This is a genomic window from Actinoallomurus sp. CA-150999, from assembly GCF_050942425.1.
In the GTDB taxonomy this organism is placed as follows: Bacteria; Actinomycetota; Actinomycetes; order Streptosporangiales; family Streptosporangiaceae; genus Actinoallomurus.
Window position 1 is genome coordinate 4,409,559 of the sequence record NZ_CP192063.1, and the last position, 21,817, is coordinate 4,431,375.

Genomic DNA, 21,817 nt, shown 5'->3' on the forward strand with positions numbered 1-21,817 from the left:
GGGGCGGTCAGCCCATGTGCGGGTAGCGGTGGCCGGTCGGCGGGACGAAGGTCTCCTTGATGGTCCGGGTGGACGTCCAGCGCAGGAGGTTCTGGGCGGAGCCGGCCTTGTCGTTGGTGCCCGAGGCGCGTCCACCGCCGAAGGGCTGCTGGCCGACGACCGCGCCGGTGGGCTTGTCGTTGATGTAGAAGTTGCCGGCGGCGAACCGCAGCACCTCGGTGGCGCGGGCGATGGCGGCCCGGTCACGGGCGAAGATCGCTCCGGTCAGCGCGTACGGGCTGACCGACTCCATCTGGGCGAGCATCGGCTCGTAGTCGGCGTCGTCGTAGACGTGGACGGCCAGGATGGGGCCGAAGAACTCGCTGCGGAACACCTCGTGCCCCGGCTCGTCGCAGGCCAGGACCGTCGGGCGGACGAAGTAGCCCTCACCGTCATCGCAGGCGCCGCCCGCCAGGACGTCGATGGCCGGATCCTTGGCGGCGCGCTCCAGGACGTCCCGGAGCCGGCCGAAGGACCTGTCGTCGATCACCGCACCGCCGAAGTTGCGCAGGTCGCGCACGTCCCCCATGGTCAGCGCCTCGGTCTCGGCGACCAGTTCGTCCTTGATCCGCCCCCACAGGGATCGCGGCACGTAGGCGCGGGAGGCGGCCGAGCACTTCTGCCCCTGGTACTCGAACGCGCCGCGGATCATCGCGGTGACCAGCGACGCCGGGTCCGCCGAGGAGTGCGCGACGATGAAGTCCTTGCCGCCGGTCTCGCCGACCAGGCGCGGGTAGGAGCGGTAGCCGGTGAGGTTCTCCCCGACGGTGCGCCACAGGTGCTGGAAGGTCGCGGTCGAGCCGGTGAAGTGCACGCCCGCCAGGTCGGGGTCGGCGAGCACGACGTCGGATACGGCGCGGCCGTCCCCGGTGACCATGTTGATCACGCCGGGCGGCAGCCCGGCCTCCTCCAGCAGCCGCATGGTGAAGTGCGCGGCGAACTGCTGGGTGGGTGACGGCTTCCAGATCACCGTGTTGCCCATGAGGGCGGGCGCGGTCGGCAGGTTCGCGGCGATCGCGGTGAAGTTGAACGGGGTGACCGCGTAGACGAAGCCCTCCAGGGGCCGGTGGTCGGCGCGGTTCCACACGCCGGGCGACGAGACGGGCTGCTCGGCCAGGATCTCGCGGGCGAACCGCACATTGAACCGCCAGAAGTCGGCCAGCTCGCAGGGTGCGTCGATCTCGGCCTGCTGGGCGGTCTTGGACTGGCCCAGCATGGTGGCGGCGGCGATCGTCTCCCGCCAGGGCCCCGACAGCAGGTCGGCGGCGCGCAGCAGGATCGCCGCCCGGTCGTCGAAGCCGAGGGCCCGCCAGCCGGGGGCCGCGCGGTGGGCGGCGTCCAGGGCGGCCCGCGCGTCGGCGTGGTCGGCGTTGGCGGTGGTGCCCAGCACCTCCCGGTGACTGTGCGGCTGGACGACCGGGATCCGCTCGCCGCCGCCCATCCGCTCCTGGCCGTCGATCGTGCAGGTCAGCTCGGTGCCGCCGGCCGACAGCGCGGCCAGCTCGGCCTCCAGCCGGGCGCGCTCGGGGCTGCCGGGCCGGTAGTCGTGCACCGGCTCGTTGGCCGGTGCGGGCACGCGGGTGATGGCGTCCATGGGAACCTCCTCGGGGTCAGTGGCGAGTGGTGAACGAGCGCAGGAAGAAGGCGAGGTTCGCCGGCCGCTCGGCCAGGCGGCGCATGAAGTAGCCGTACCAGTCGGCGCCGTACGGAACGTACGCGCGGATCCGTTGTCCCCCGGCGGCCAGCCGGCGCTGCTCGGCGTCGCGGATGCCGTAGAGCATCTGGAACTCGTAGCCGCCGGGGGAGCGGCCGTACCTCTCGGCGAGCCGGACGGCCAGTTCGATCACCCGGGGGTCGTGCGAGCCGATCATCGGGTAGCCGTCTCCGGCCATGAGGATCCGCAGGCAGCGCGCGTAGGCCAGGTCCACGTCCCGTTTGCTCTGGTAGGCCACGGAGGCGGGTTCCTTGTAGGCGCCCTTGACCAGGCGCACCCGCGACCCTTCGACGGCCAGTCCCCGTACGTCGTCCTCGGTGCGCAGCAGGTACGCCTGCAGGACGGCGCCCGTCCGCGGGAAGTCGCGGCGCAGCTCGGTGAGGATCGCCAGGGTGGAGTCGACGGTGGTGTGGTCCTCCATGTCGAGCGTGACGGTGGTGCCGATCGCCGCGGCGGCCTCGCAGACCCGGCGGGCGCCCGCCAGGGCGAGGTCGTGGCCGCCGGGCAGGCTCTGGCCGAACGCCGACAGCTTCACCGAGACCTCGGCGCGCCCGCCCAGCCCCTTGGGGCCGAGCGCTTCCAGCAGCGTGAGGTAGGCGTCACGGTTGCGGCGGGCCTGGTCGGCGTCGGTGATGTCCTCGCCCAGGTGGTCGAGGGTGACCTCGATGCCGCGGGCGGCGAGCGCGTCGACGGCCTTCAGCGCCTCGGGCAGCGTGTCCCCGGCGATGAAACGGTCGACGACGGGCCGGGTCACGGGGGTCCGGCTGACGAGCCGGTGTATCCGGTCACTGCGCGAGGCGGCGAGCAAGACAGGGCCGAGCACTGGCAATCTCCCAGGTCAAGCAGGGGATCTTCGATGTCCTCGAAGGTACGAGCCGGGCGGTGCGGCCGCCATCGACAGCGGTCACGACCCTGGTGACCTCGCCTTGTACATTTGTATGAAATGAGTGACTACCAGAGCCTGGTGGACGAGGTGTCGGCGCTTCTCCAAGCGCCGGTGACCCTGGAGGACCGGGAGTTCACGCTCATCGCCTTCAGCTCCCACGACGACGACCTCGACCCGGTACGCACCCGCTCGATCCTGCGCCGCCGCTCCTCTCCGGAGGTACGCGCCTGGTTCGAGGGCTTCGGGATCGCCCACGCGACCGGTCCGACCCGAACCCCCGCCGACCCCGCGGCGGGGATCCGCGCCCGGCTGTGCCTGCCCGCCCGGTACGAGGGCGCCGTCTACGGCTACCTGTGGCTGCTGGACGACGGCACCATCGACCCCGCCGATCCCCGGATGACCCGGGTGATGACCCTGGCGACCCGGGCCGGACGGCTGCTGGCCGCCGACACCTGGCAGGGCGAGGCGGCGCCGCGGGCATTCGAGCAACTGCTGTCGAGCTCGGCCGCCGACCGCGCCGAGGCCGCCCGGACCCTGGGCGCGCTGCAGCATCCGGCATCGGCGTCCGCGTCCGTCATCGTCGTCTGGGTGAGCCCCGCCCCGCGATTCGCTCCCGCCCGGCTCCCGCACGGCGTGCTGGCCCATCGGAGTACGGGTGGCCTGGCGCTTCTCGTGCCGCTGCCGGACCCCGCCGACGCCGCTCCCGCTGCGGCGATCGCCGCCGGACTGCTCGATTCGGTCACCGGCTCCCCTCGGACGGTCGCGGGCGTGGGCGGCGCCAGGACGGACCTGCTCGACGTGCCTCACTCATGGCGGGAGGCCCGGCTGGCCGCACGGGCGGCGCGCGCCGAACCCCGGCTGGGACCGGTGGCCCGATGGGACGAGCTGGGCGCCTACCGGCTGATCGCCGCGCCTCCGATGGCGACACCCGCGGCGCCGCCCGCCGACCCGGCCCTGCTCCCGCTCCTGGACCCCGCACGCGCCGACCTCCTGCGTACGGTCGAGACCTACCTGGACCACGCCGGTCATGCCCAGCGCACCGCCGAGGCCCTGTCGGTGCACCGGCAGACCCTGTACTACCGGCTGTCGAGGATCAAGGCACTGACCGGCCTCGACCTGGACTCCGGAGCAGACCGCCTCCTGCTGCACCTGGCCATCAAGACCTTCCGCCTGGCCACCACGCCCGAAGGCCCGACCAGCGCCTGATGGCCGTCCCCGCGTCCCGGTGTCGGCTGCGGGGCCGAAAGTCCTGTCCACGACGAGACCGGACCGGTCGTCGGGCAGGTAATTAATTCACCCCTGATCGCCTGATCATTCACCCGGCGGCCGTGTCCCACGGCGCGGTGGGCGCTGCGAAGCTTGCGGCGCATCCCCGAGACGAAGGGTCATGTGCAATGCGAACAAGACCGGTACACCGTACCGCCGTGCTCGCGATCAGCGCGGTGATGACGCTGGGTTTCGGCGGCGTAGCCCACGCCGGAACCGCCACACCTCCGCCGGCCGCGGCGGCCGGGGCCAAGGCGTCGACGCTCTGGAACCGCAGCGTTTACCGCGGCATCCTCACCCCCGAGGACAAGACCCCCGGTCAGACGCTCGGTTACTCGACCGCGCTGTCGGCCGACGGCTCCACGGCCGTGCTCGGCACGCCGAGCGCGAAAGGCTACTACGGTGTCGCCTACGTCTTCGAGAAGGCCGGATCCACGTGGCGGCAGTCCGCCGTGCTCGCGCCCGCTACGGATTACGAGGAAGTCGGATTCGCGGTGGCCGTGTCCGGCGACGGAAGGACCATCGCGGCCGCGGCTCCCATGCGCGCCGGCGGCAAGGTGTACGTCTTCGGCAAGTCTGGTGCGAAGTGGCGACAGTCCACCGTGCTCACGGCGCCCAACGCGGACAAATTCGACGACTTCGGGGAGTCGGTCGCGTTGTCCGGCGACGGCTCGACCCTGGTCGCCGGCAACAATTTCCACAACGGGTTCGAGGGCTCCGCGTACGTCTTCACCAGGACCGGCGGCGGCTGGTCGAATCCCCGTGAGCTGACGGCCACCGATGCGGTCGCTCGCGACCAGTTCGGAAACGCCGTGGCCGTGTCGAAGAACGGCACGAAAATCGCCGTCGGTGCCCGCGGCAAGAACGGAGAGAAGGGCGCGGTCTACACCTTCGCCGTGAAGAACGGCGCATGGGTTCAGGAGGCGGAACTCGCCGCGTCCGACGGTGCCGCCGGGGAACGGCTGGGCGAGAGCGTGGCGCTCTCCGGGAGCGGCGACGTCGTCGCGGCCGGTGCGCCTTACCACAAGACGGGTGTCGCCTACACCTTCGGCAGGTCGCAGAAGTGGTCGCAGACCGCGGAGCTGGTTCCGGGCGGACTGCCCACATACCCCTCGGACGCCTACTCGGTGAGCGTCTCCGGTGACGGAACGGTCGTCGGCGTCGGCCTGCCGCCCCGCAACGGCCTCTCAGGCGCCGCGGCGATCTTCGTACGCGGCGGCTCCGGCTACACGCAGAAGGCGACGCTCGTGCCGTCGGAGTTCGTCGGACCGACCGGAGGGGCCGGCAGCTCCCTCTCCGTCTCCGCGGACGGGCACACCGCGCTGATCGCGGCTCCGTACACGTCGTCATCGTTCGATTCGGGCACGGCCTTCATCTACCGCGATCGCTGATCGCCACGCCACCGCACCGCCTCCTCAGTTCCCGGTCGCTCCGCTCCGCTCCCCGCCGGCGCGGCGTCGGCGACCGGTTCGCCCCCGAAAGCACGGACAGGAGTGCAATGTTTCCCCGATTCCCCCGCCGGGCCGCGCGGATCCTCGCCGCTGTCTCCGCCGTCGCGTCCATCGGAGCGACCGCAGCCCCCGCTTCAGCCCAGAGCGCCGGTGGTGAGCACCGTATTCTCGGCAAGGCTCACCGCAGCGTCGCGCTGTGCAAGGCTCCCAGCGCCCACCGGGCGAGCTGCCTTGCCGAGGTAGTGACAGACCTCAAAATGCACCGGTTCACCACCGGCGACTACGCCGACGGGTACACACCCGGCCAGTTGCAGACCGCGTACGGCCTCACGGGTTCGTCCGCGAACACCCTCGTCGCGGTCGTCGACGCCTACGCCAACCCGACCGCGCTGGAGTCCCTCAACACCTATCGCAGCCGGTTCGGACTGAGCCGCGCCGACCTGACGCAGGTCAACGAGGACGGCGGAACCGACCTGCCCGGAGCGGACGCCGGATGGGGAACGGAGGAGATGCTCGACCTGGAGATGGTCTCCGCCGCCTGCCCGCAGTGCCGCATCCTCTACGTCGCCGCGAACTCGCCCACCTTCGACGACCTGGGCAAGGCCGTCAACACGGCGGTGCGGCTGGGCGCCAAGGTCGTCTCCAACTCCTACGGGGGATCCGAGTCCGCGGACGAAGCCGGCATCCAGTCCAAGTACTACGAGCACCCCGGTGTCGCGATCACCGCCAGCAGCGGTGACTCGGGTTACGGCGTCTCGGTCCCCGCGGCGTTCGGCTCCGTGGTGGCCGTGGGCGGTACCCGGCTCGACCTGACGGCATCGGGCACCCGCCGGTCCGAGACCGTATGGACCGATGCCGGCAGCGGATGCTCCCGCTTCGTCGCGAAGCCGAAGTGGCAGCGGGACAAGGGCTGCACGCACCGTACGGTCGCGGACGTGTCCGCGGTCGCCGACCCCGACACCGGTGTCGCCGTCTACGACGGCTTCCAGTCGGCCGGCTGGCTCGTCGTCGGCGGGACGAGTGTCAGCGCGCCGATCATCGCCGGGATCTACGGCCGGACCGGCCACACCTCGGGCACGCCCGCCAAGCGGCTGTACTCGGCGCCCAAGGGTTCGCTGTACGACATCACGTCCGGCATGAACGGCACCTGCTCCTCGCCCTACCTGTGCGCCGGAACGGCGGGTTACGACGGACCGACGGGCATGGGCTCGCCCATCGGCGAGGCGGCGTTCTAACACGGCGTCGCGCGCAGTGCGGCCGGTGGCGGGCTCACCGGCGGCGCGGACGGCGACCCCGGTGCCGGGGTCGCCGTCCGCGCTGATCGAAGTCCCGGGCTATGGCCAGACGAGGGGTGAGGAGCGAAGATGATCTCGAATCCCTGGTCGGCGGAAGCGCTCGGGAGCACGCCTTGGAACTACTGGACTCTCCCGTCCTGGTCGGACGAGGCGAGGAACTCGGTCGGCTCGTGGCGGCCCTCAGGCGAGCGGACCGGCGGGTGGTCATCATCGAAGGGGACGCGGGGATCGGCAAGACCCGGCTGATCACCGAGGCGTTGAACGCACCCGACGTGGACGCCGGCCGAGTGCTGTGCACCAGGTGCCCGCCCGTACATACTCCGTTCACGCTGGGCGCGCTCGTGGAGGGGATCAGCCGGCGAGGCATCGACGGCGTCGCCCTGGGGGCTCTCTCGGGGGCACTGCGTCCCCTTTTCCCTGAATGGGGCGACCGGCTGCCGCCCGCGCCGGGTCCGGCGGAGCACAGCGCCATGGACCGCCACCGGCTGTTCCGGGCACTCGCCGACCTCCTTCTGCGCCTGGATCTCACGACCGTCGTCGTCGACGACCTGCACTGGGCGGACGAGACGACGTTCGACTTCCTGATCCATCTCGCGACGATGGACGATCCCGGGATCGGCGTCGTGGTGGGCTGGCGTCCGGACGAGATACCCGATCGCGACCTGGCGGCCCGGCTCTCCCGGATCGCGGCGGGCGGCGGCGGATACCGGTTGCGCCTCGGACCGCTCGACGCCGGCGCCACCGACGAGTTCATCACGTCCATGCTCCGACGCCGCGACGTGCCCCGCTCGCTGGCCGTCCACCTGCACTCGCGTACTCAGGGGGTGCCACTGCTGATCGAGGAGATGGTGCAGACGCTGTACGACCGGGCGGGCGCGGCCGGCTTCGCCGGTGAGTGGACCGCCGCACGCGTACGAGCACTCGCGCCACCGCCGAGCCTGCGCGACTCCGTGCTGGCTCGGCTGGACGGGATATCGGACGCCGCCGTCCTCGCCGTCCAGGCACTCGCCATTGTCGCCGTGCCGACGGAGGAGGCGCTGGTCGCACGGGTCACCGACCTCGGATTCGAGACGGCCCGCGCGGCGCTCTCCGAGGCGACGGCCGCGAATCTCCTGGTGGTCGGTCCGGACCGCGCCCTTTCGTTCCGGCACGCCCTCGTGCTCGACGCCGTCGACGAACAGATCTCCCCGCTGCTGCGGCCCCTGCTCCACGAACGTGTCGCGGCGGCGCTGGCCGAGTCGGCGCAGCCGCCGATCGGACGCCTGGCGCGGCATCTGAAGGAGGCCGGAGACACCGCCGGCTGGGCCCGGTACGCCGAGCGGATCGCCGACCTCGCGCTGGCCCAGGGAGACGACGTCACAGCCAAGGACGTCCTGTTCGAACTCGTCACCAGGACCGAGCAGTCTCCGCGAGCGCTGACGCGGCTCGCGGCGAAGATCCCGCTGCCGGCGCTGAACCGTGCCAGCGACTACGAGCGGCTCGCCGAGGTCCTGCGCGCGGCGGCCGACCGTGGCGAACTCGCCGCCCTCGAGGAGGGAAAGGCGCGGTGGCACCGGGCACGCGTTCTCATGTACGCGGATGACGTCGCCGGCGCACGCGAGGAGACGGAGCGGGCGATCCCGCTGCTCGCCGAAGACCCCTCCCTCGCCGGGGAAGCGATGATCAGTCTGGTTCACCTCTCGTGGTCGAACTGGTCGCCTGGGACACGACGAGACTGGCTGCGGCGGGCCGCGCGACCGGTGGCACGCCGCAACTCCCACGGGGGACTGGTCCTGGTCGTCGACCTCACGACGGTCCTGCTCCGGTTCGGATCGGCGGACGGCTGGGCCGAGGCCGCGAAGATCCCGATGCGCGACGTGGACGTGTCGGACCGGCTGCTGGCGGCACGGGGCCTGGCCAATGTCGGCTGCTGCGCCATGATCTGGGGACGGCACGAGCAGGCGGAGACGTACCTGTCGGCGGCGCTCGACCTCGCGCGCACGTACGAGTACCCGCATCTGCAGATGGGTCTCGCGGTCATCCACGGGCATCTCGACTACTTCCGGGGACGGTGGGCGGGGCTCGCGGACCGTCTTCGCGATCTCTCCGCGTGTGAGTCCCTGCAGGCGGGCCGGCGGCTGGAGGCCGACCTGGTGATCAGCCGGCTGCTCACCGCCGAGGGCCGGACACGGGAGGCCCGCGACATTCTGCGATCCGTGCTGGCCCACCCGTCGGGCCAGTTCGTACCGGAACTCGTCATGGAGGCCTCGGCGGCGCTCGCCGAGGCCGCCCTGGTCGAGGGCCGTGTCGAGGAGGCCCTGGAGGCGACCGAGCGGCCGTTCCGGCTGCTGCGCAGGACCGAGGTGTGGATCTGGGGCGTCGACCTCGTGCCCGTCCGCGTCCGGACCCTGCTGGCCGCCGGCCGGCCGGAGGAGGCGAGCGACGCCGTGTCATGCCTCGCCGGCGGACTCGTCGGCCAGGACGCGCCGGCGTGCCACGCGTCGCTGCTCTCGTGCCAGGCGGTGGTGGCGGAGGCGAGGTCGGACTTCGCGACGGCGGCCACTCTCTTCGAGCAGGCCGCCGCTGCCTGGGACACGCTGCCCCGTCCGTACGAGTCCCTCCGGGCGCAGGAGGGCGCGGCGAGGTGCGAGGTCCGGCGGGCCCGGCCGGACCTCGCGGCAGGCCGATTCGTCACCGTGCTGCGTGAGTACTCCCGGCTGGGGGCGTTCGCCGACGGCGAGCGGATCGTCCTCCAGCTGCGCGACCTCGGCGTCCGGTCCCGCCGGCCGGGCCGGCGCGGCGGCCGGACCGGCTACGGCGAGCAGTTGTCACCACGGGAGCGAGAGGTGATCGAACTGGTCGCCGCGGGACGCACCGACACGGAGATAGCGTCGATCCTGTTCAAGTCGGTCAACACCATCAGGTCCCAGGTGAAGTCCGCCAAGCGCAAGCTCGGCGTGTCCTCACGCATGGACCTCGCCGGATACGCCGCCGCGGGGCGCGGCCGGTCCAACGACGGGCGGTAGCGGCCCGTGGTGGTAGCGCCGGGACAGACCACGCCCGGTGCGCGGCGGTCGCGTACCGGCATGGGCGGTCTCCGGACTCTCTGCGCGAGGCACGTACGGCGCACGGCCTGTCACAGATGCGGGCCGTACTCGGTCTTCACTGCAAAGCAAGTGTGAGCCCGGACGAACATGGTCACCGCCGTACGAGAGGTCGGTACAGCGCGGTGGCCGATGCGTGATCGTCGGTTCCGGGCGGACCTACGGAGGTGTGTTCAGTGTCGGAGAAGGACTCAGCGGGCGGGATCGCCGGGCAGGAGAGCCAGGAGAAGTTCGGGCCCAAAATGCTGGCGGATGTCAAGCCGCCCTTCATCCCCGAGGGCGCTTCGGGGATGACCGTCCTCGTCGAGTGGCCTCCCGGTGACCCCGGGACTCCTCCGCATCGCCACTCGGGCCCGTGCTTCGGCTACGTGATCGAGGGCGCGATCCGGTTCGAGCTCGAAGGTGAGCCGGAGCGCGTGATCAAGGCCGGTGAGACGTTGTACGAGCCGGGCGGTGATGTGATCCATTACCAGAACGGCAACGCCCTGTCGGACGCGCCGTCCACGTTCGTCGTGACCATGCTGTGCGCGCCGGGCCAGCCGATGCTCACGCTGGTCGAGGAGGAGGAACTGGAGAAGCGGGCCCACCTGCGCGCCCCGCGTCCCTCCGCAGGCTGACTCGCGCGTTCGGTACGGGGATGCGGAGCCCGGGACCTTGAAGGTCCCGAGCTTCGCCGTCTGGCCGCCACACCACTAACCGACGGCCGCCGGGCCGTGCGACCAGCGGTTTTTATACGCTGAGCGAACGGTGGAGCCGCGGAGCTGGGAGGTGATCGCGGTCATGCAGCCGGGGGACTTGGGGGCGGCGGGCGCGTTCGATGAGGCTGCTTCGGTCTTCGTCGGTTTGCGGCCGCGTTTGTTCGGGATCGCGTATCGGGTGCTCGGTAGTTCGGCCGAGGCCGAGGATGTGGTGCAGGAGGCGTGGGTGCGGTGGCAGACCACCGACCATGCGGCGGTGGTGGATCCGGGGGCGTTCCTGGCGACGGTCACGACGCGGCTTGCGATCAATGTCGCGCAGTCGGCGCGTAAGCGGCGGGAAACTTATGTGGGTCCGTGGCTTCCTGAGCCGGTGGACACCGGCGCGGATCCGCAGGTCGGTGCGGAGCGGGGTGAGGCGCTGGAGTTGGCGGTGCTGTTTCTGCTGGAGAAGCTGTCGCCCACCGAGCGTGCGGCGTATGTGCTGCGGGAGTCTTTCGATTATCCCTACGGTCAGATCGCGGAGATTCTTCAGCTGAGTGAGGCGAACACCCGCCAGTTGGTGAGCCGTGCGCGCAGGCATCTGTCGGCCGGGCGCCGCAGGCCGGTGAGTTCCTCGGCGCACCGGAGGCTGCTGACGACCTTCCTGGCCGCGGCCCGGACCGGTGACCTGGCCGCGTTGGAGGAGCTGTTCGCCGCCGACGTCGTCAGCTACTCCGACGGCGGAGGAACACGCGGTGCCGCGCGGATACCCGTGGTCGGCCGTACGCGTGTCGTGAAGTTCGTCGGCGCGCTCGCAGTCGGGTTCTGGCCTGGTACGGCGACCGCGTGGGTCGAGGCGAACGGACGACCCGGCGTGCTGATCTCCCGCGATGACACCGTCATCGCACTGCTCACGGTCAGCGCTTCAGACCAGGGCATCGACCAGATCATGTGGGTCATGAACCCGGCCAAACTCGCGGGAATCTCCCGCGCACGGCCAGAACCACCGAGCCCCGAGCCCGGCTCCGAACGTGACTGATCGCCGTCGACAAGGCCATCGATGGGGACGTGAACGTGGGGCTCAGCGTTTCCGGGTGGCGATGGTGATGGCGGTGATCAGGACGTTGACGGCCGCGATCGCCGCGACGACGGTGGCCACTCCGATCCGCGGTGCCGCGAGCGGCACGACGAGGATGACGCCGGTGCCGCCGAGAACCGCAGCGGGCTTGACCACGGGCTCGGCCACGATGGGCGCGTGGACGAGCCACAGCGACGTCAGGAACACCGCGGCCGGGATCGCGACGGCATAGCAGATGGCGAGGGGTGAGGCATTGAGCTCATGTCCCGTCTGCTCGACCGCGATCTTGAGGCCGGCGCCGAGGGCCGCGAGGGCCGCGAAGATGCCGTAGTGGCCGTATCCCCATCGGTAGGACCGATGGCGGCGCTCGCCCAGACCCGCGCCGGCCGGCACGAGGAAGTAGAGCCACCAGATGGCGAACAGCAGCACGAGACCGGAGAGGGCGCTGACGACGAGCCGGCCATTGATCTCGGCTGTTTCGAGCGCTCCCGCGACTCCGTCGCTCACCGGGAGGAGGCTCTCGCCGAGCAGGATGATCGTGAATAGGCCGTAGCGTTCGGCGATGTGGTGCGGGTGCCAGCTGGTGGCCGTGATCCGTTCTGCCCAGCGGGGCACCATGAGCTCCAGGACGTCCAGGCCGATGAAGAACGGCAGCTGGGCGGACGATGGCAGGGTGCCGGTCGCTGAGAGGACGAGGCGGAGTATCCAGCCCGCCTGCACAAGCGTGATACCGGTGGCGTACCGCAGCGCCGTACGGCGGCCGGCCGGGTCTTCGACGGCGGCCCGCAGCCATTGGGACACGAGGCCGACCCTCATGATGAAGTAGCCGAGTGTGACGGCCCGGTAGTCGGCGTGGCCGGCCGCGGCGGGCACGCCGGCGGCGAGGACCAGCACACCGGCCATCTGCACCATGGTCAGCAGCCGGTAGGCGACGTCATCGGTGTCGTACGACGAGGCGAACCAGGTGAAGTTCATCCAGGCCCACCACACCGCGAAGAAGACCTGAAGGAACGGGAGGAGCCCAGTCAGGCCATGGCCGTCGGCGATGCTGTGCGCGAGCTGGGTGGTGACGGCCGCGACCGCGACCACGAAGGTCAGGTCGAACAGCAGCTCCAGCTGACTGGAGACGCGGTGCGGCTCGTCGATCGGCCGCGCACGCATCCGGACCCGTATCCCCTTGGTCGCCGTTGGCACGTTCTGGCTCCTGTCCCGCGAGAGGTTCGTCTTCGTGGATAAAGACCGGACGACATTCCGGTCTGTGACGAGCGCGGGGTGCCGCGCGGCGGCACCCGGGAGCCCGGCGTACGGTCGAGGTGCGGCCGGGTCGGCCGCACTGAGGAGACGGCTTTGATGATCGTTGTGGCGCTCGGCGGCAACGCGCTGCTGGAGCGGGGCGAGAAGCCCGATGCCGACATCCAGGAATCGCATATCCAGCAGGCGGTGGAGGCGCTCGCACCGCTCGCCCGAGCGCATGACCTCGTTGTGACCCACGGCAACGGGCCGCAGGTGGGCATGCTGGCCTTGGAAAGCGTGCGTGACCCCGCGCTGACCCGCCCGTACTCGCTGGACGTACTCGGCGCGCAGACCCAGGGGATGATCGGGTACTGGCTCGCCCAGGCGCTGCGCGGTGCCGCCCCCGGCAGGTCCGTCGGATGCCTGGTCTGCCAGACGAAGGTCGACCCGGACGATCCCGCCTTCGCCGATCCCACGAAGTTCGTCGGCCCCGTCTACCAGGAGAAGGAAGCGCTGGATCTGGCCGCCGAGCGCGGCTGGGTGGTGCGCCGCGACGGCGCCGCATGGCGCCGGGTCGTGCCCTCCCCGGAGCCGCTTGAGCTGGTGGAATTGCCGCTCATCCGGGTGCTGCTGGACAGCGGCGCGGTGGTGGTGTGCGCAGGTGGCGGCGGCATCCCCGTGGTGGGGGAGGCCTCGGGCGCGTTGCGCGGCGTCGAGGCCGTGGTGGACAAGGACCTGACCGCGGCCATGCTGGCCCGCGCCGTGGACGCCGATGCCCTGCTGCTGCTGACCGACGTCGATGCCGTGACCGATGGCTTCGGCACCCCGGACGCCCGTCCCATCCGTCAGGCCACGCCCGGTGAGCTGCGGGCCCGCTCGTTCGCGGCCGGCTCGATGGGCCCGAAAGTGGAGGCGGCGTGCCGGTTCGTGGAGGCGACCGGCCGCATGGCGGCGATCGGCCGCCTCGACGCCGCCGTGGCGCTGCTGCACCGCGCGGCCGGCACCATAGTCTCCCCGTAACCGCCGAAGCGAGACATGCGCGACCGCTCGCGCGCAGACCTTGGTGTCACCGGTTACGGGCTCCCTCCCCGACGGCTGATCAGCTCGTCTTTGGTGATGCCGTGCTGGGCGAGAACGCGCTCCGCATGTTCGTACTCGATGGGGTCGGGTAGCGTCCGGTGGAGCTCCTCGGCCACTTCCGACAGCCCCGCCGCCCGCAGTATTTCAACCACGTGTCGCCGTGCGACCTGCATCGCTCACCGGCCCTTCCCCTTGGTCTTGATCCGAACCCGTCGGGCACATGCTCGCACCACCGATCGACATGGCCTGCCCTCGACCCGGGGCGTACTTCATCGAGTGCCCGGTCCAGGGACCCCGCACTCCACATGTCGGCTGCCCCTTGCCGGCTCGCTTGAGGTCGGCGACGAGGAGAGCCTCCAGGCCGGTCAGTTCGCCGACGAGCGACGCCGCCGCGAACGCGCGCACGAAACGCCGATGGGCGGCCGAGTCGCACGCATGGCGCCTGCCGGCCGCGATACGTGTCCGGGCGCGCTTCACCAGTTGCCTGGCATTGGCCGGACGGATCTGCAAAGTCCTCGCGATCTGCTGGTACGGGTAGTCGAAGCCCTCTCGCAGCACGTAGGCGGCCCGTTCCGATGGTGGAAAATGTTCGACCAGCAGTCGGGCGGCCAGCTCGATCGTCTCGCGTCGTTCGATCTCCGTGAGCGGGTCGGCGCCGGGGGCCGCTGCTTCTTCATTCGGCCCGAGGGCGACGTAGGTCTCGTGCCGACGACGGGCGGACTGGACGAGGTTGATCGCCAGCCGGGTGGTCGCGGTCACCAAGAACGCCTCGACGTTGATCACCGTTGTGCGGTCCACGCGCTGCCAGCGGACCCAGGCCTCCTGCACGACGTCCTCGGCTTCGTGCACGTTGCCGACGATCTGGTGGGCGATCGCGAACAGACGCGGGCGCGCACGGACGAAGCTTTCCAGATCGTCGCATGACCCGGCGTTCGAGAAGTCGGGCGCGGGGCCCGATGCGACCTGGTCCTCCAAAGACAGCGTGTGCTCGGTCATGGGGACTCCGTTCGGGGTGGCTCACCACGGAGCGTCCCTCCCGCTGAGGGGCACCCGCATCCGTGAAAGTCCCCAGCACGGATCCCCAGTCGGTGCTCGTCCCCGGCGATGTCCTCAGGGGGTACGCCGTCCGGGCTGCGCCAGGCGGTGCAGGGCGCCGCGTCGGGCAGGCGCATCCCACTGTTTCCAATCCGGTAACCGGTCGTTCATCGGGCGGGGTGACGGCCTGTGACCTGTGCGATGTCACAGGATCCGAAAATTTCGGACCATCCGTTGACACCGGTCGGATGGTGCTGAAATCTCGGCCGAGACGGTCTGGTGCTGGAGTGCGGGCGGAGACGGGCATGCGGACACGATTTGAGTCGGCGCCAGCGCTGTTGAACCGGCATCGAGAGCGCGTGGCGCTCGATGGCCTGCTGGCAGATCTGCGGTCGGGACGCGGGCGGGTGCTGGTGGTACGCGGTGAGGCGGGGATCGGCAAGTCCGCGCTGCTGGAGTATGTGGTGGGGGCGGCACCGGACATGCGGGTCGCCCGTGCGGTGGGGATGGAATCGGAGATGGAGCTGGCGTACGCCAGCCTGCATCTGCTGTGCCTGCCGCTGCTGGACCGGCTGGAGGGCCTGCCGGGTCCGCAGCGCGACGCGCTGGGAGTCGCGTTCGGCCTGCGGGAGGGGGGCGCGCCGGACCGGTTCCTGGTCGGGCTGGCGGTGCTGACCCTGCTGTCGAAAATGGCGGAGGAGCGGCCGCTGCTGTGCGTGGTCGATGACGCGCATTGGCTGGACCGGGCGTCGGCGCAGGTGCTGGCGTTCGCGGCGCGGCGGCTGCTGGCCGAGCCGGTGGGGCTGGTCTTCGCCGCGCGGGAGCCGAGCGAGCAGTTCCGGGGGCTTGCGGACCTGGAGGTGCGGGGCCTGCCGGACCAGGATGCCCGGGCGCTGTTGCGATCGGTGGTGGGGTTCCAGCTCGATGAGCGGGTCCGGGACCAGCTCCTGGCCGAGACGAACGGCAATCCGCTGGCGCTGCTGGAGTTGCCGCGCGGGCTTGGCCCGGCGCAGCTGGCGGGCGGGTTCGGGCTGGCCGGGGTCCAGGTCCCGGCACGGATCGAGCAGGTCTTCCGCCGCCGACTGGAGGCGCTTCCGGCCGACACGCGGTCGCTGATGCTGGTCGCGGCGGCCGAGCCGGTCGGCGACCCGGTGCTGGTCTGGAGGGCCGCCGGACGACTTGGGATCCCGGCCTCGGCCGCGGAGGCCTCTCAGATCGACGGGTTGCTGCAGATCGGCGCGCGGGTGCGGTTCCGGCATCCGCTGGTGCGGTCCGCGGTGTACTCGGCGGCGTCGTTGCCGCAGCGGCGCGCGGCGCACCAGGCGCTGGCCGAGGTGACCGACCGCGACCGTGACCCGGATCGGCGGGCGTGGCATCTGGCGGCGGCGGCGCCGGGACCCGATGAGGAGGTCGCCGCGGAGCTGGAGCGGTCGGCGGGCCGGGCACAGGCCCGCGGCGGCATGGCCGCGGCGGCGGCGTTCTTGCAGCGCGCGGTCGAGCTGACGGGCGCACCCGCACCGCGATCCGAGCGCGCCCTCACGGCCGCGCAGGCCTGTCTCCAGGCCGGCGCGCTGGATCTGGTGGCCGGGCTGCTCGCCATAGCGGCGGCGGGGCCGCTGGATGAACTCCAGCAGGCCCGCGCCGCCCTGACCAGCGGGCAGCTCGCTTTCGCCTCCAGCATGGGCGGCGACGCTCCGGCGCTGCTGCTGAAGGCGGCCAAGCAACTGGAGCCGCTGGACGCCGCGCTCGCGCGCCAGACCTACCTGGACGCCTGGTATGCCGCGATGTTCGCCGGGCCGTTCGCGGGCGCCGGCGACCTGCGGGAGGTCTCCCGCGCCGCCCGGTCAGCCCCGCCGGCCGCGGGCGCGCCCAGCCCGTCCGATCAGCTGCTGGACGGGCTGGCCGTCATGATCACCGAGGGACGCGCCCAGGCGGCACCCCTGCTGAGAGAGGCAGCGCGGGTCTTCGCCGACGAAGAGATCACCACGGCAGAGCGTCGGCGATGGAGCCCGGTGGCCGTGTTCGCCGCGTCCTTGCTGTGGGACGAGCAGTGCTGGCATGCGATTCAGGCCCGCGAGCTCAAGTCCTGCCGCGAGGCGGGCCTGCTCGCCCAGCTGTCGATCTGGGCGGGCGCGTCGGCCATGCTCGCGACCTGGCGCGGCGATTTCACCGCAGCCGCCTCGCTGATCGCGGAGGCTGAGGCCATCACAGCGGCAACAGGCACCAACGCTCCCATCGTGGCCGCGCTGCTCGCCGGATTCCGGGGGGACGAAGCCGAGGCCGCCCCGCTGATCGAGGCGATGATCACGGCCGCCCGGGCTGCGGAACAAGGTATGACCATCCAGTTTTCGCAGTGGGCATCCGCCATTCTCTACAACGGGCTCGGCCGCCACGACAGAGCGCTGGCCGAGGCGCAAGCCGCGGAGCAGATGCATGAGATGACGGTCTCCACGTGGGCGCTTCCCGAGTTGATCGAGGCGGCCGGCAGGACAGGGCAGACCCGGCTGGCCGCGGACGCGCTCGGCCGACTGGCCGAGGCCACCAGCGTCGGCCGGACCGACTGGGGGCAGGGGATCTACGCGCGTTCCCGGGCGCTGCTCAGCGAGGGTGAGGACGCCGAACGCTGGTATCGCGAGGCGGTCGACCGGCTGAGCCGCACCGGCTTTCGGCCCGAACTCGCCCGCGCGCACCTGCTCTACGGCGAGTGGCTGCGCCGTGAGAACCGGCGGGCCGACGCGCGGGCGCAGCTGCGCACCGCGCACGACATGTTCGCCGCGATCGGCATGCAGGCATTCGCCGAGAGGACCCGCCGCGAGCTGCTGGCCACCGGCGAGGCCGTCCGCAAGCGCGTCGCCACCGCGAACGACCAGCTCACCCCCCAAGAGGCCCAGATCGCCCACCTGGCCCGGGCGGGCTTGTCCAACCCGGAGATCGCCGCCCAGCTGTTCCTCAGCCCGCGCACCATCGAGTACCACCTGGCCAAGGTCTTCACCAAGCTCGACATCACCTCCCGCCGCCAACTCCGGCAGGCGCTGCCCGAGAACGGCCACCACGGGCCGACGGCCTGACCGGCGTCCGTATGGGCACGGTCAGCGGATCACCTGTGCGGCGGTCGCATCGACCAGCAGGTGAATCATGCGGGTGCCCTGTTTCACCACGTTCGGCGGCCGGCCCGCCTGCGCATCGGAGAGGCCGAACACCGCGCCGGGCGCCGCCGCGGTGATGAGCACGTGCATGCCGTCCCCGGCGGGATCGGGACGGGGGGTCAGGGCAACGTGCGCCATGACCAGGTCCGTCACTTCACCGAGGCTGAGCAGGACGCGGTAACGGCCGTGGAACGGCGGAGTGGGAAGGTCGAGCACACGGAGCCGGAGCGACCGGCCGGGCAGCCGGTCGGCGACCAGGGCGTTCGCCGGGGCTGCGACATGCACGATGAGCTGCGCCTGACGGTACACGTCCACAACGATCGAGCGAACCGCCGCCGGCGCCTCGTACCGATTTCCCCATCGTGACCGCACCGCCACCGACGCAGTGGCGTCATCCGGCGGACGCCAGAGATAGAAGCCATCCGCGTGCGCCCTGGATTGCGCGCCGGGCCCGGCAGTCATCTCTCTGCCCACCCGGTCGGCGCCGGCTTGGCGATCGGCGTGGCCTGGGCGTCGTCCAGCACCTTCCGGGCGCCGTCCGGGCCGAGTTCGTACGGGAACGGGGGCTTCGTTGTGGTGTCGGCGATCCCTTGTGCCGCCGGCTCCAGCGTGTGCTCGGTCATGGGGGCTCCGTTCGGGGTGGGTCACCACGCAGGGTCCCTCTCGTTGAGGGGTGCTTGCGTCCGTGGAAGTCCCCAGCGCGGGTCCCCAGTCGGTCCTCGTCGTCCCCGGCGATGTCCTCAGGCGGTGCGCCGTCCGGGTCGTGCCCGGTGGTACCGAAGTTGCCGCAGGTCGGGCACGGAACGGCCTGCTACGCTGCCCCCGTGGGCGTGGGGTGGCCGGTGTCCGATAGTCATCCTGCACCTGGATTGCGTGGCCGACGGACCGAGCAGGCGGCGCTGGACGGGTTGCTGACCGAGGTACGGGCGAGCCGGAGCCAGGTGCTGGTCCTGTGTGGTGAGGCGGGAGTCGGCAAGACCGTCCTGCTGGATCACGTGCACGAGCGCGCATCGGAATGTCGCGTTGTGCGGGCGGCCGGTGTCGAGTCCGAGATGGAGCTGGCGTTCGCCGTCCTGCATCAACTGTGCGCACCCGTACTGAGCAGCCTGGCGCGCCTGCCGGGTCCGCAGCGGGACGCGCTGAGCACGGCATTCGGCCTGGGCGCCGGGGCGGCGCCGGATCGCTTCATGGTCGGCCTCGCGGTGCTCGGACTGCTCTCCGCGGCGGCCGAGGAACGGCCTCTCGTCTGCCTGGTCGACGACGCACAGTGGCTCGACCAGGCTTCCGCGCAGGTTCTCGCGTTCGTCGCGCGCCGCCTCTTGGCGGAATCGGTCGCCATGGTCTTCGCGATCCGTGAACCCAACGAAGACCGGGAGCTGGCGGGACTCCCGGAGCTCGTGGTCATGGGTTTGAGCGACGCCGACGCCCGCGCGCTGCTGGAGTCGGCGGTCCCCGGGCGGCTGGATGAACTCGTGCGGGACAGGATCGTCGCCGAGACCCGAGGGAACCCGCTCGCCCTGCTGGAGTTGCCTCGCGGACTGACCGCGGCGGAGCTCGCCGGTGGGTTCGGTCTTCCCGATACCCAGCCGCTCGCGAATCGCATCGAACAGAGCTTCCACCGGCGACTTCGGTCGCTTCCCGCCGAGACGCAGCGGCTGCTCCTGACGGCGGCGGCCGAACCGGTCGGCGACGCCGCCTTGTTGTGGCGCGCGTCCGAGCGGCTCGGGGTCTCCGTCGATGCCGCGCTGCCGGCCAAGGCCTCGGGGTTGATCGAGTTCGGAGCCCAAGTGCGTTTTCGTCATCCCCTCGTGCGCGCCGCTGCCTACCGGGTGGCATCAGCGCATGACCAACGGCGAGTACATCGCGCACTGGCGGAGGTGACAGATCCGGACGCCGATCCCGATCGTCGAGCGTGGCATCGAGCCCAGGCGGCCACGGGACTGGACGAGACGGTGGCCGACGACCTGGAACGGTCCGCGGACCGCGCCCGGGACCGAGGGGGCGTCGCCGCGGCGGCTGCGTTTCTTGAGCGGGCAACGGAGCTGACACCGGATCCGGCCCGGCGCGCCGCGAGGGCGCTGGCCGCCGCGCAGGCCAAGTACGAGGCGGCCGCGCCCGACACCGCCGGCGAACTGCTCTCCATAGCGGAGCTGGGTCCGTTGGGTGACCTGGAGCGGGCCCGGGCGGCACGTCTCCGGGCCCGGATCGCCTTCGCCCGCAGCCGCGGGAGTGACGCGCCGGCGTTGCTCCTCGAGGCGGCCAAAGCGTTCGAAGGTCTCGATGACGGGTCGGCCCGGGAGACCTACCTCGAAGCCTTCGGCGCGGCGATGTTCGCAGGCCGGCACGGACTCCGGGAGGTGGCCGAAGCCGCTCGGACGGCGCCGCCGGGGCCACCATCGATACGGCCGAGCGACCTCCTCCTGGACGGGATGGCGGCGCGCCATTTGGAACATCAGACGGTGGACGCTCCGCACGGCGAAGGCACCCGGGCGGGTGTGACGATCCTCCAGCGCGCCCTGGAGGCGCTGCTGCAGGAGAATCCACGCACCAAGGACGACATCATGCAGCTGCTTCGGCTGTCGCCGATGGCGCAGTCGATGGCCGTCCACGAACTGTGGGAATACCAGGGGTGGCGCGAGCTCTCCACCCGCTCCGTCCGGCTGGCTCGCGAAGTCGGCGCGCTCGCCGCCCTGCCCGTGCTGCTCGTCTACCTCGCCGGCGTTCACACCTATGCCGGAGAGTTCGCCGCCGCCGCGATGCTCATCGAAGAGGCCGACGCCATCACCGCGGCGACCGGCAACGCCCCCATGCCGTACGCCGCGCTTTTCCTGGCCGCCTGGCGGGGCGAGAAGTCCACGGCGGTGCGGCTGATCGAAGCGGCCACCAAGGACGCCACGGCCCGGGGCGAGGGAAGGGTCCTGGGCATGGCCGGGTACGCCACCGCCGTCCTGAACAACGGTCTCGGCCGCTACGCCGCAGCCCTCGCCGGCGCCCGCCAGGCCTGCGAGCACGGCGACCTGGGTTACTTCAACTGGTCACTGGCCGAACTCGTCGAGGCCGGCTTGCGAAGCGGCGCCGTCGAGGAGGCCGCGGCCGCTCTCCGGCAACTCGAGGGACGAACCCTGGCCAGCGGCACGGACTGGGCCCTCGGCGTCCTGGCGCGGTCGAAGGCGCTGCTGAGCGACGGCCACACCGCCGAGTCGCTCTACCACGAAGCGATCGAGCGCCTTGAGCGCGGCGGGATCGTCATCCATCTCGCCCGCGCCCACCTGCTCTACGGCGAGTGGCTGCGCCGGGCGAACCGGCGCCATGACGGGCGCGACCACCTGCGCGTCGCCTACCGGACGTTCAGCGCCATCGGGGCCGAAGCGTTCGCCGAGCGCGCCCGCGGCGAGCTGCTGGCGACCGGAGAGATGGTGCGCAACCGTACGGGTGAGACCCGCGGCGTTCTCACCGCCCAGGAGAGCCAGATCGTACGGCTGGCCGCCGAGGGACAGACGAACCCGGAGATCGCAAGTCAGCTCTTCATCAGCCCTAGAACCGTCGAGTATCACCTGCACAAGGTGTTCACGAAGCTCGGCGTGACCTCCCGCCGCGAACTCCCTGCCGCCCTGCGGGAGTTGGACCGGCCACTGTCCTCGCCGTAGTCCTTAGGGCCTGTCGTACGAGCCGTGCATGGGCGCCGCCTGGCGCGACCGGACCGCGCACCGCCTCAGGACGTCACCGGGGACGGCGAGCCCCTGGCCGGGGATCCGCACTGGGGACTTCCACAGACGCCAGAACCCCTCGGCGAGAGCGAGGCTGCGTCCGACAGCACCTGCACGACGAGGGACT

At 71.4% G+C, this 21,817-nt stretch carries 15 protein-coding genes; 9 read left to right on the forward strand and 6 right to left on the reverse strand.

Annotated features, from left to right (window positions below; all coding sequences use genetic code 11):
* Positions 1-7 precede the first annotated feature (7 nt).
* Positions 8-1,633, reverse strand: a complete 1,626-nt coding sequence (gene pruA / locus ACQP2O_RS20630) for an L-glutamate gamma-semialdehyde dehydrogenase (protein ID WP_433187450.1) — start codon at positions 1,631-1,633, stop codon at positions 8-10.
* Positions 1,634-1,649: 16 nt separating this feature from the next.
* The gene (locus ACQP2O_RS20635; RefSeq protein WP_433187452.1) at positions 1,650-2,576 is read right to left on the reverse strand and encodes a proline dehydrogenase family protein; all 927 of its coding nucleotides are present in this window, start codon (positions 2,574-2,576) and stop codon (positions 1,650-1,652) included.
* Between the two features lie 120 nt (positions 2,577-2,696).
* Between ACQP2O_RS20635 and ACQP2O_RS20640 the strand changes: the two genes are divergently transcribed.
* The 6 genes from ACQP2O_RS20640 to ACQP2O_RS20665 all read left to right on the forward strand — a co-directional run bounded on the left by ACQP2O_RS20640 (position 2,697) and on the right by ACQP2O_RS20665 (position 11,450).
* Complete coding sequence (locus ACQP2O_RS20640; RefSeq protein WP_433187458.1) at positions 2,697-3,845, forward strand: PucR family transcriptional regulator; 1,149 nt, start codon at positions 2,697-2,699, stop codon at positions 3,843-3,845.
* A 218-nt stretch (positions 3,846-4,063) separates the two neighbouring features.
* On the forward strand, positions 4,064-5,296 hold the full coding sequence (locus ACQP2O_RS20645) for a hypothetical protein (RefSeq protein WP_433187461.1): 1,233 nt from the start codon (positions 4,064-4,066) through the stop codon (positions 5,294-5,296).
* A 107-nt stretch (positions 5,297-5,403) separates the two neighbouring features.
* Positions 5,404-6,591 (forward strand): S53 family peptidase, encoded by a 1,188-nt coding sequence (locus ACQP2O_RS20650; protein WP_433187464.1) that lies wholly within the window; start codon positions 5,404-5,406, stop codon positions 6,589-6,591.
* A gap of 173 nt (positions 6,592-6,764) precedes the next feature.
* Entirely contained in the window at positions 6,765-9,656 is a 2,892-nt protein-coding gene (locus tag ACQP2O_RS20655) for a helix-turn-helix transcriptional regulator (protein WP_433187467.1), read from the forward strand.
* Positions 9,657-9,910: 254 nt separating this feature from the next.
* Complete coding sequence (locus ACQP2O_RS20660; RefSeq protein WP_433187470.1) at positions 9,911-10,351, forward strand: cupin domain-containing protein; 441 nt, start codon at positions 9,911-9,913, stop codon at positions 10,349-10,351.
* Between the two features lie 130 nt (positions 10,352-10,481).
* Entirely contained in the window at positions 10,482-11,450 is a 969-nt protein-coding gene (locus ACQP2O_RS20665) for an RNA polymerase sigma-70 factor (protein ID WP_433187473.1), read from the forward strand.
* A gap of 42 nt (positions 11,451-11,492) precedes the next feature.
* Here ACQP2O_RS20665 and ACQP2O_RS20670 read toward each other — a convergent pair whose 3' ends face one another.
* Positions 11,493-12,683 carry a low temperature requirement protein A gene (locus tag ACQP2O_RS20670; protein ID WP_433187475.1) on the reverse strand — a complete coding sequence of 397 codons (1,191 nt, stop codon included), beginning with the start codon at positions 12,681-12,683 and terminating at the stop codon, positions 11,493-11,495.
* A gap of 156 nt (positions 12,684-12,839) precedes the next feature.
* On the opposite strand from ACQP2O_RS20670, the gene ACQP2O_RS20675 reads away from it, so the two are divergent.
* Positions 12,840-13,742 (forward strand): carbamate kinase, encoded by a 903-nt coding sequence (locus ACQP2O_RS20675; protein WP_433191088.1) that lies wholly within the window; start codon positions 12,840-12,842, stop codon positions 13,740-13,742.
* 204 nt (positions 13,743-13,946) lie between these two features.
* On the opposite strand, the gene ACQP2O_RS20680 is transcribed toward ACQP2O_RS20675, so the two are convergent.
* A complete protein-coding gene (locus tag ACQP2O_RS20680) occupies positions 13,947-14,798 on the reverse strand; it encodes a sigma-70 family RNA polymerase sigma factor (RefSeq protein ID WP_433187478.1) in 852 nt (283 codons plus the stop codon).
* 344 nt (positions 14,799-15,142) lie between these two features.
* On the opposite strand from ACQP2O_RS20680, the gene ACQP2O_RS20685 reads away from it, so the two are divergent.
* Positions 15,143-17,905 carry a helix-turn-helix transcriptional regulator gene (locus ACQP2O_RS20685; RefSeq protein ID WP_433187481.1) on the forward strand — a complete coding sequence of 921 codons (2,763 nt, stop codon included), beginning with the start codon at positions 15,143-15,145 and terminating at the stop codon, positions 17,903-17,905.
* A gap of 21 nt (positions 17,906-17,926) precedes the next feature.
* On the opposite strand, the gene ACQP2O_RS20690 is transcribed toward ACQP2O_RS20685, so the two are convergent.
* Positions 17,927-18,445 carry a hypothetical protein gene (locus ACQP2O_RS20690; protein ID WP_433187484.1) on the reverse strand — a complete coding sequence of 173 codons (519 nt, stop codon included), beginning with the start codon at positions 18,443-18,445 and terminating at the stop codon, positions 17,927-17,929.
* Entirely contained in the window at positions 18,442-18,606 is a 165-nt protein-coding gene (locus tag ACQP2O_RS20695) for a hypothetical protein (protein ID WP_433187487.1), read from the reverse strand. Before ACQP2O_RS20695 ends, ACQP2O_RS20690 begins: the two co-directional genes overlap by 4 nt.
* 201 nt (positions 18,607-18,807) lie before the next feature.
* On the opposite strand from ACQP2O_RS20695, the gene ACQP2O_RS20700 reads away from it, so the two are divergent.
* Positions 18,808-21,630, forward strand: coding sequence for an ATP-binding protein (locus tag ACQP2O_RS20700; protein WP_433187490.1), 2,823 nt, complete (start codon positions 18,808-18,810; stop codon positions 21,628-21,630).
* The last annotated feature ends 187 nt before the right edge of the window (positions 21,631-21,817 follow it).

Excerpts from the sequence above, each read along its gene's own strand:
- ACQP2O_RS20640 (WP_433187458.1), top strand. The coding sequence starts at position 2,697 with ATGAGTGACTACCAGAGCCTGGTGGACGAGGTGTCGGCGCTTCTCCAA.
- ACQP2O_RS20685 (WP_433187481.1), top strand. The coding sequence starts at position 15,143 with ATGCGGACACGATTTGAGTCGGCGCCAGCGCTGTTGAACCGGCATCGA.
- ACQP2O_RS20690 (WP_433187484.1), bottom strand. The coding sequence starts at position 18,445 with ATGACTGCCGGGCCCGGCGCGCAATCCAGGGCGCACGCGGATGGCTTC.
- ACQP2O_RS20675 (WP_433191088.1), top strand. The coding sequence starts at position 12,840 with ATGATCGTTGTGGCGCTCGGCGGCAACGCGCTGCTGGAGCGGGGCGAG.
- pruA (WP_433187450.1), bottom strand. The coding sequence starts at position 1,633 with ATGGACGCCATCACCCGCGTGCCCGCACCGGCCAACGAGCCGGTGCAC.
- ACQP2O_RS20695 (WP_433187487.1), bottom strand. The coding sequence starts at position 18,606 with ATGACCGAGCACACGCTGGAGCCGGCGGCACAAGGGATCGCCGACACC.
- ACQP2O_RS20680 (WP_433187478.1), bottom strand. The coding sequence starts at position 14,798 with ATGACCGAGCACACGCTGTCTTTGGAGGACCAGGTCGCATCGGGCCCC.
- ACQP2O_RS20650 (WP_433187464.1), top strand. The coding sequence starts at position 5,404 with ATGTTTCCCCGATTCCCCCGCCGGGCCGCGCGGATCCTCGCCGCTGTC.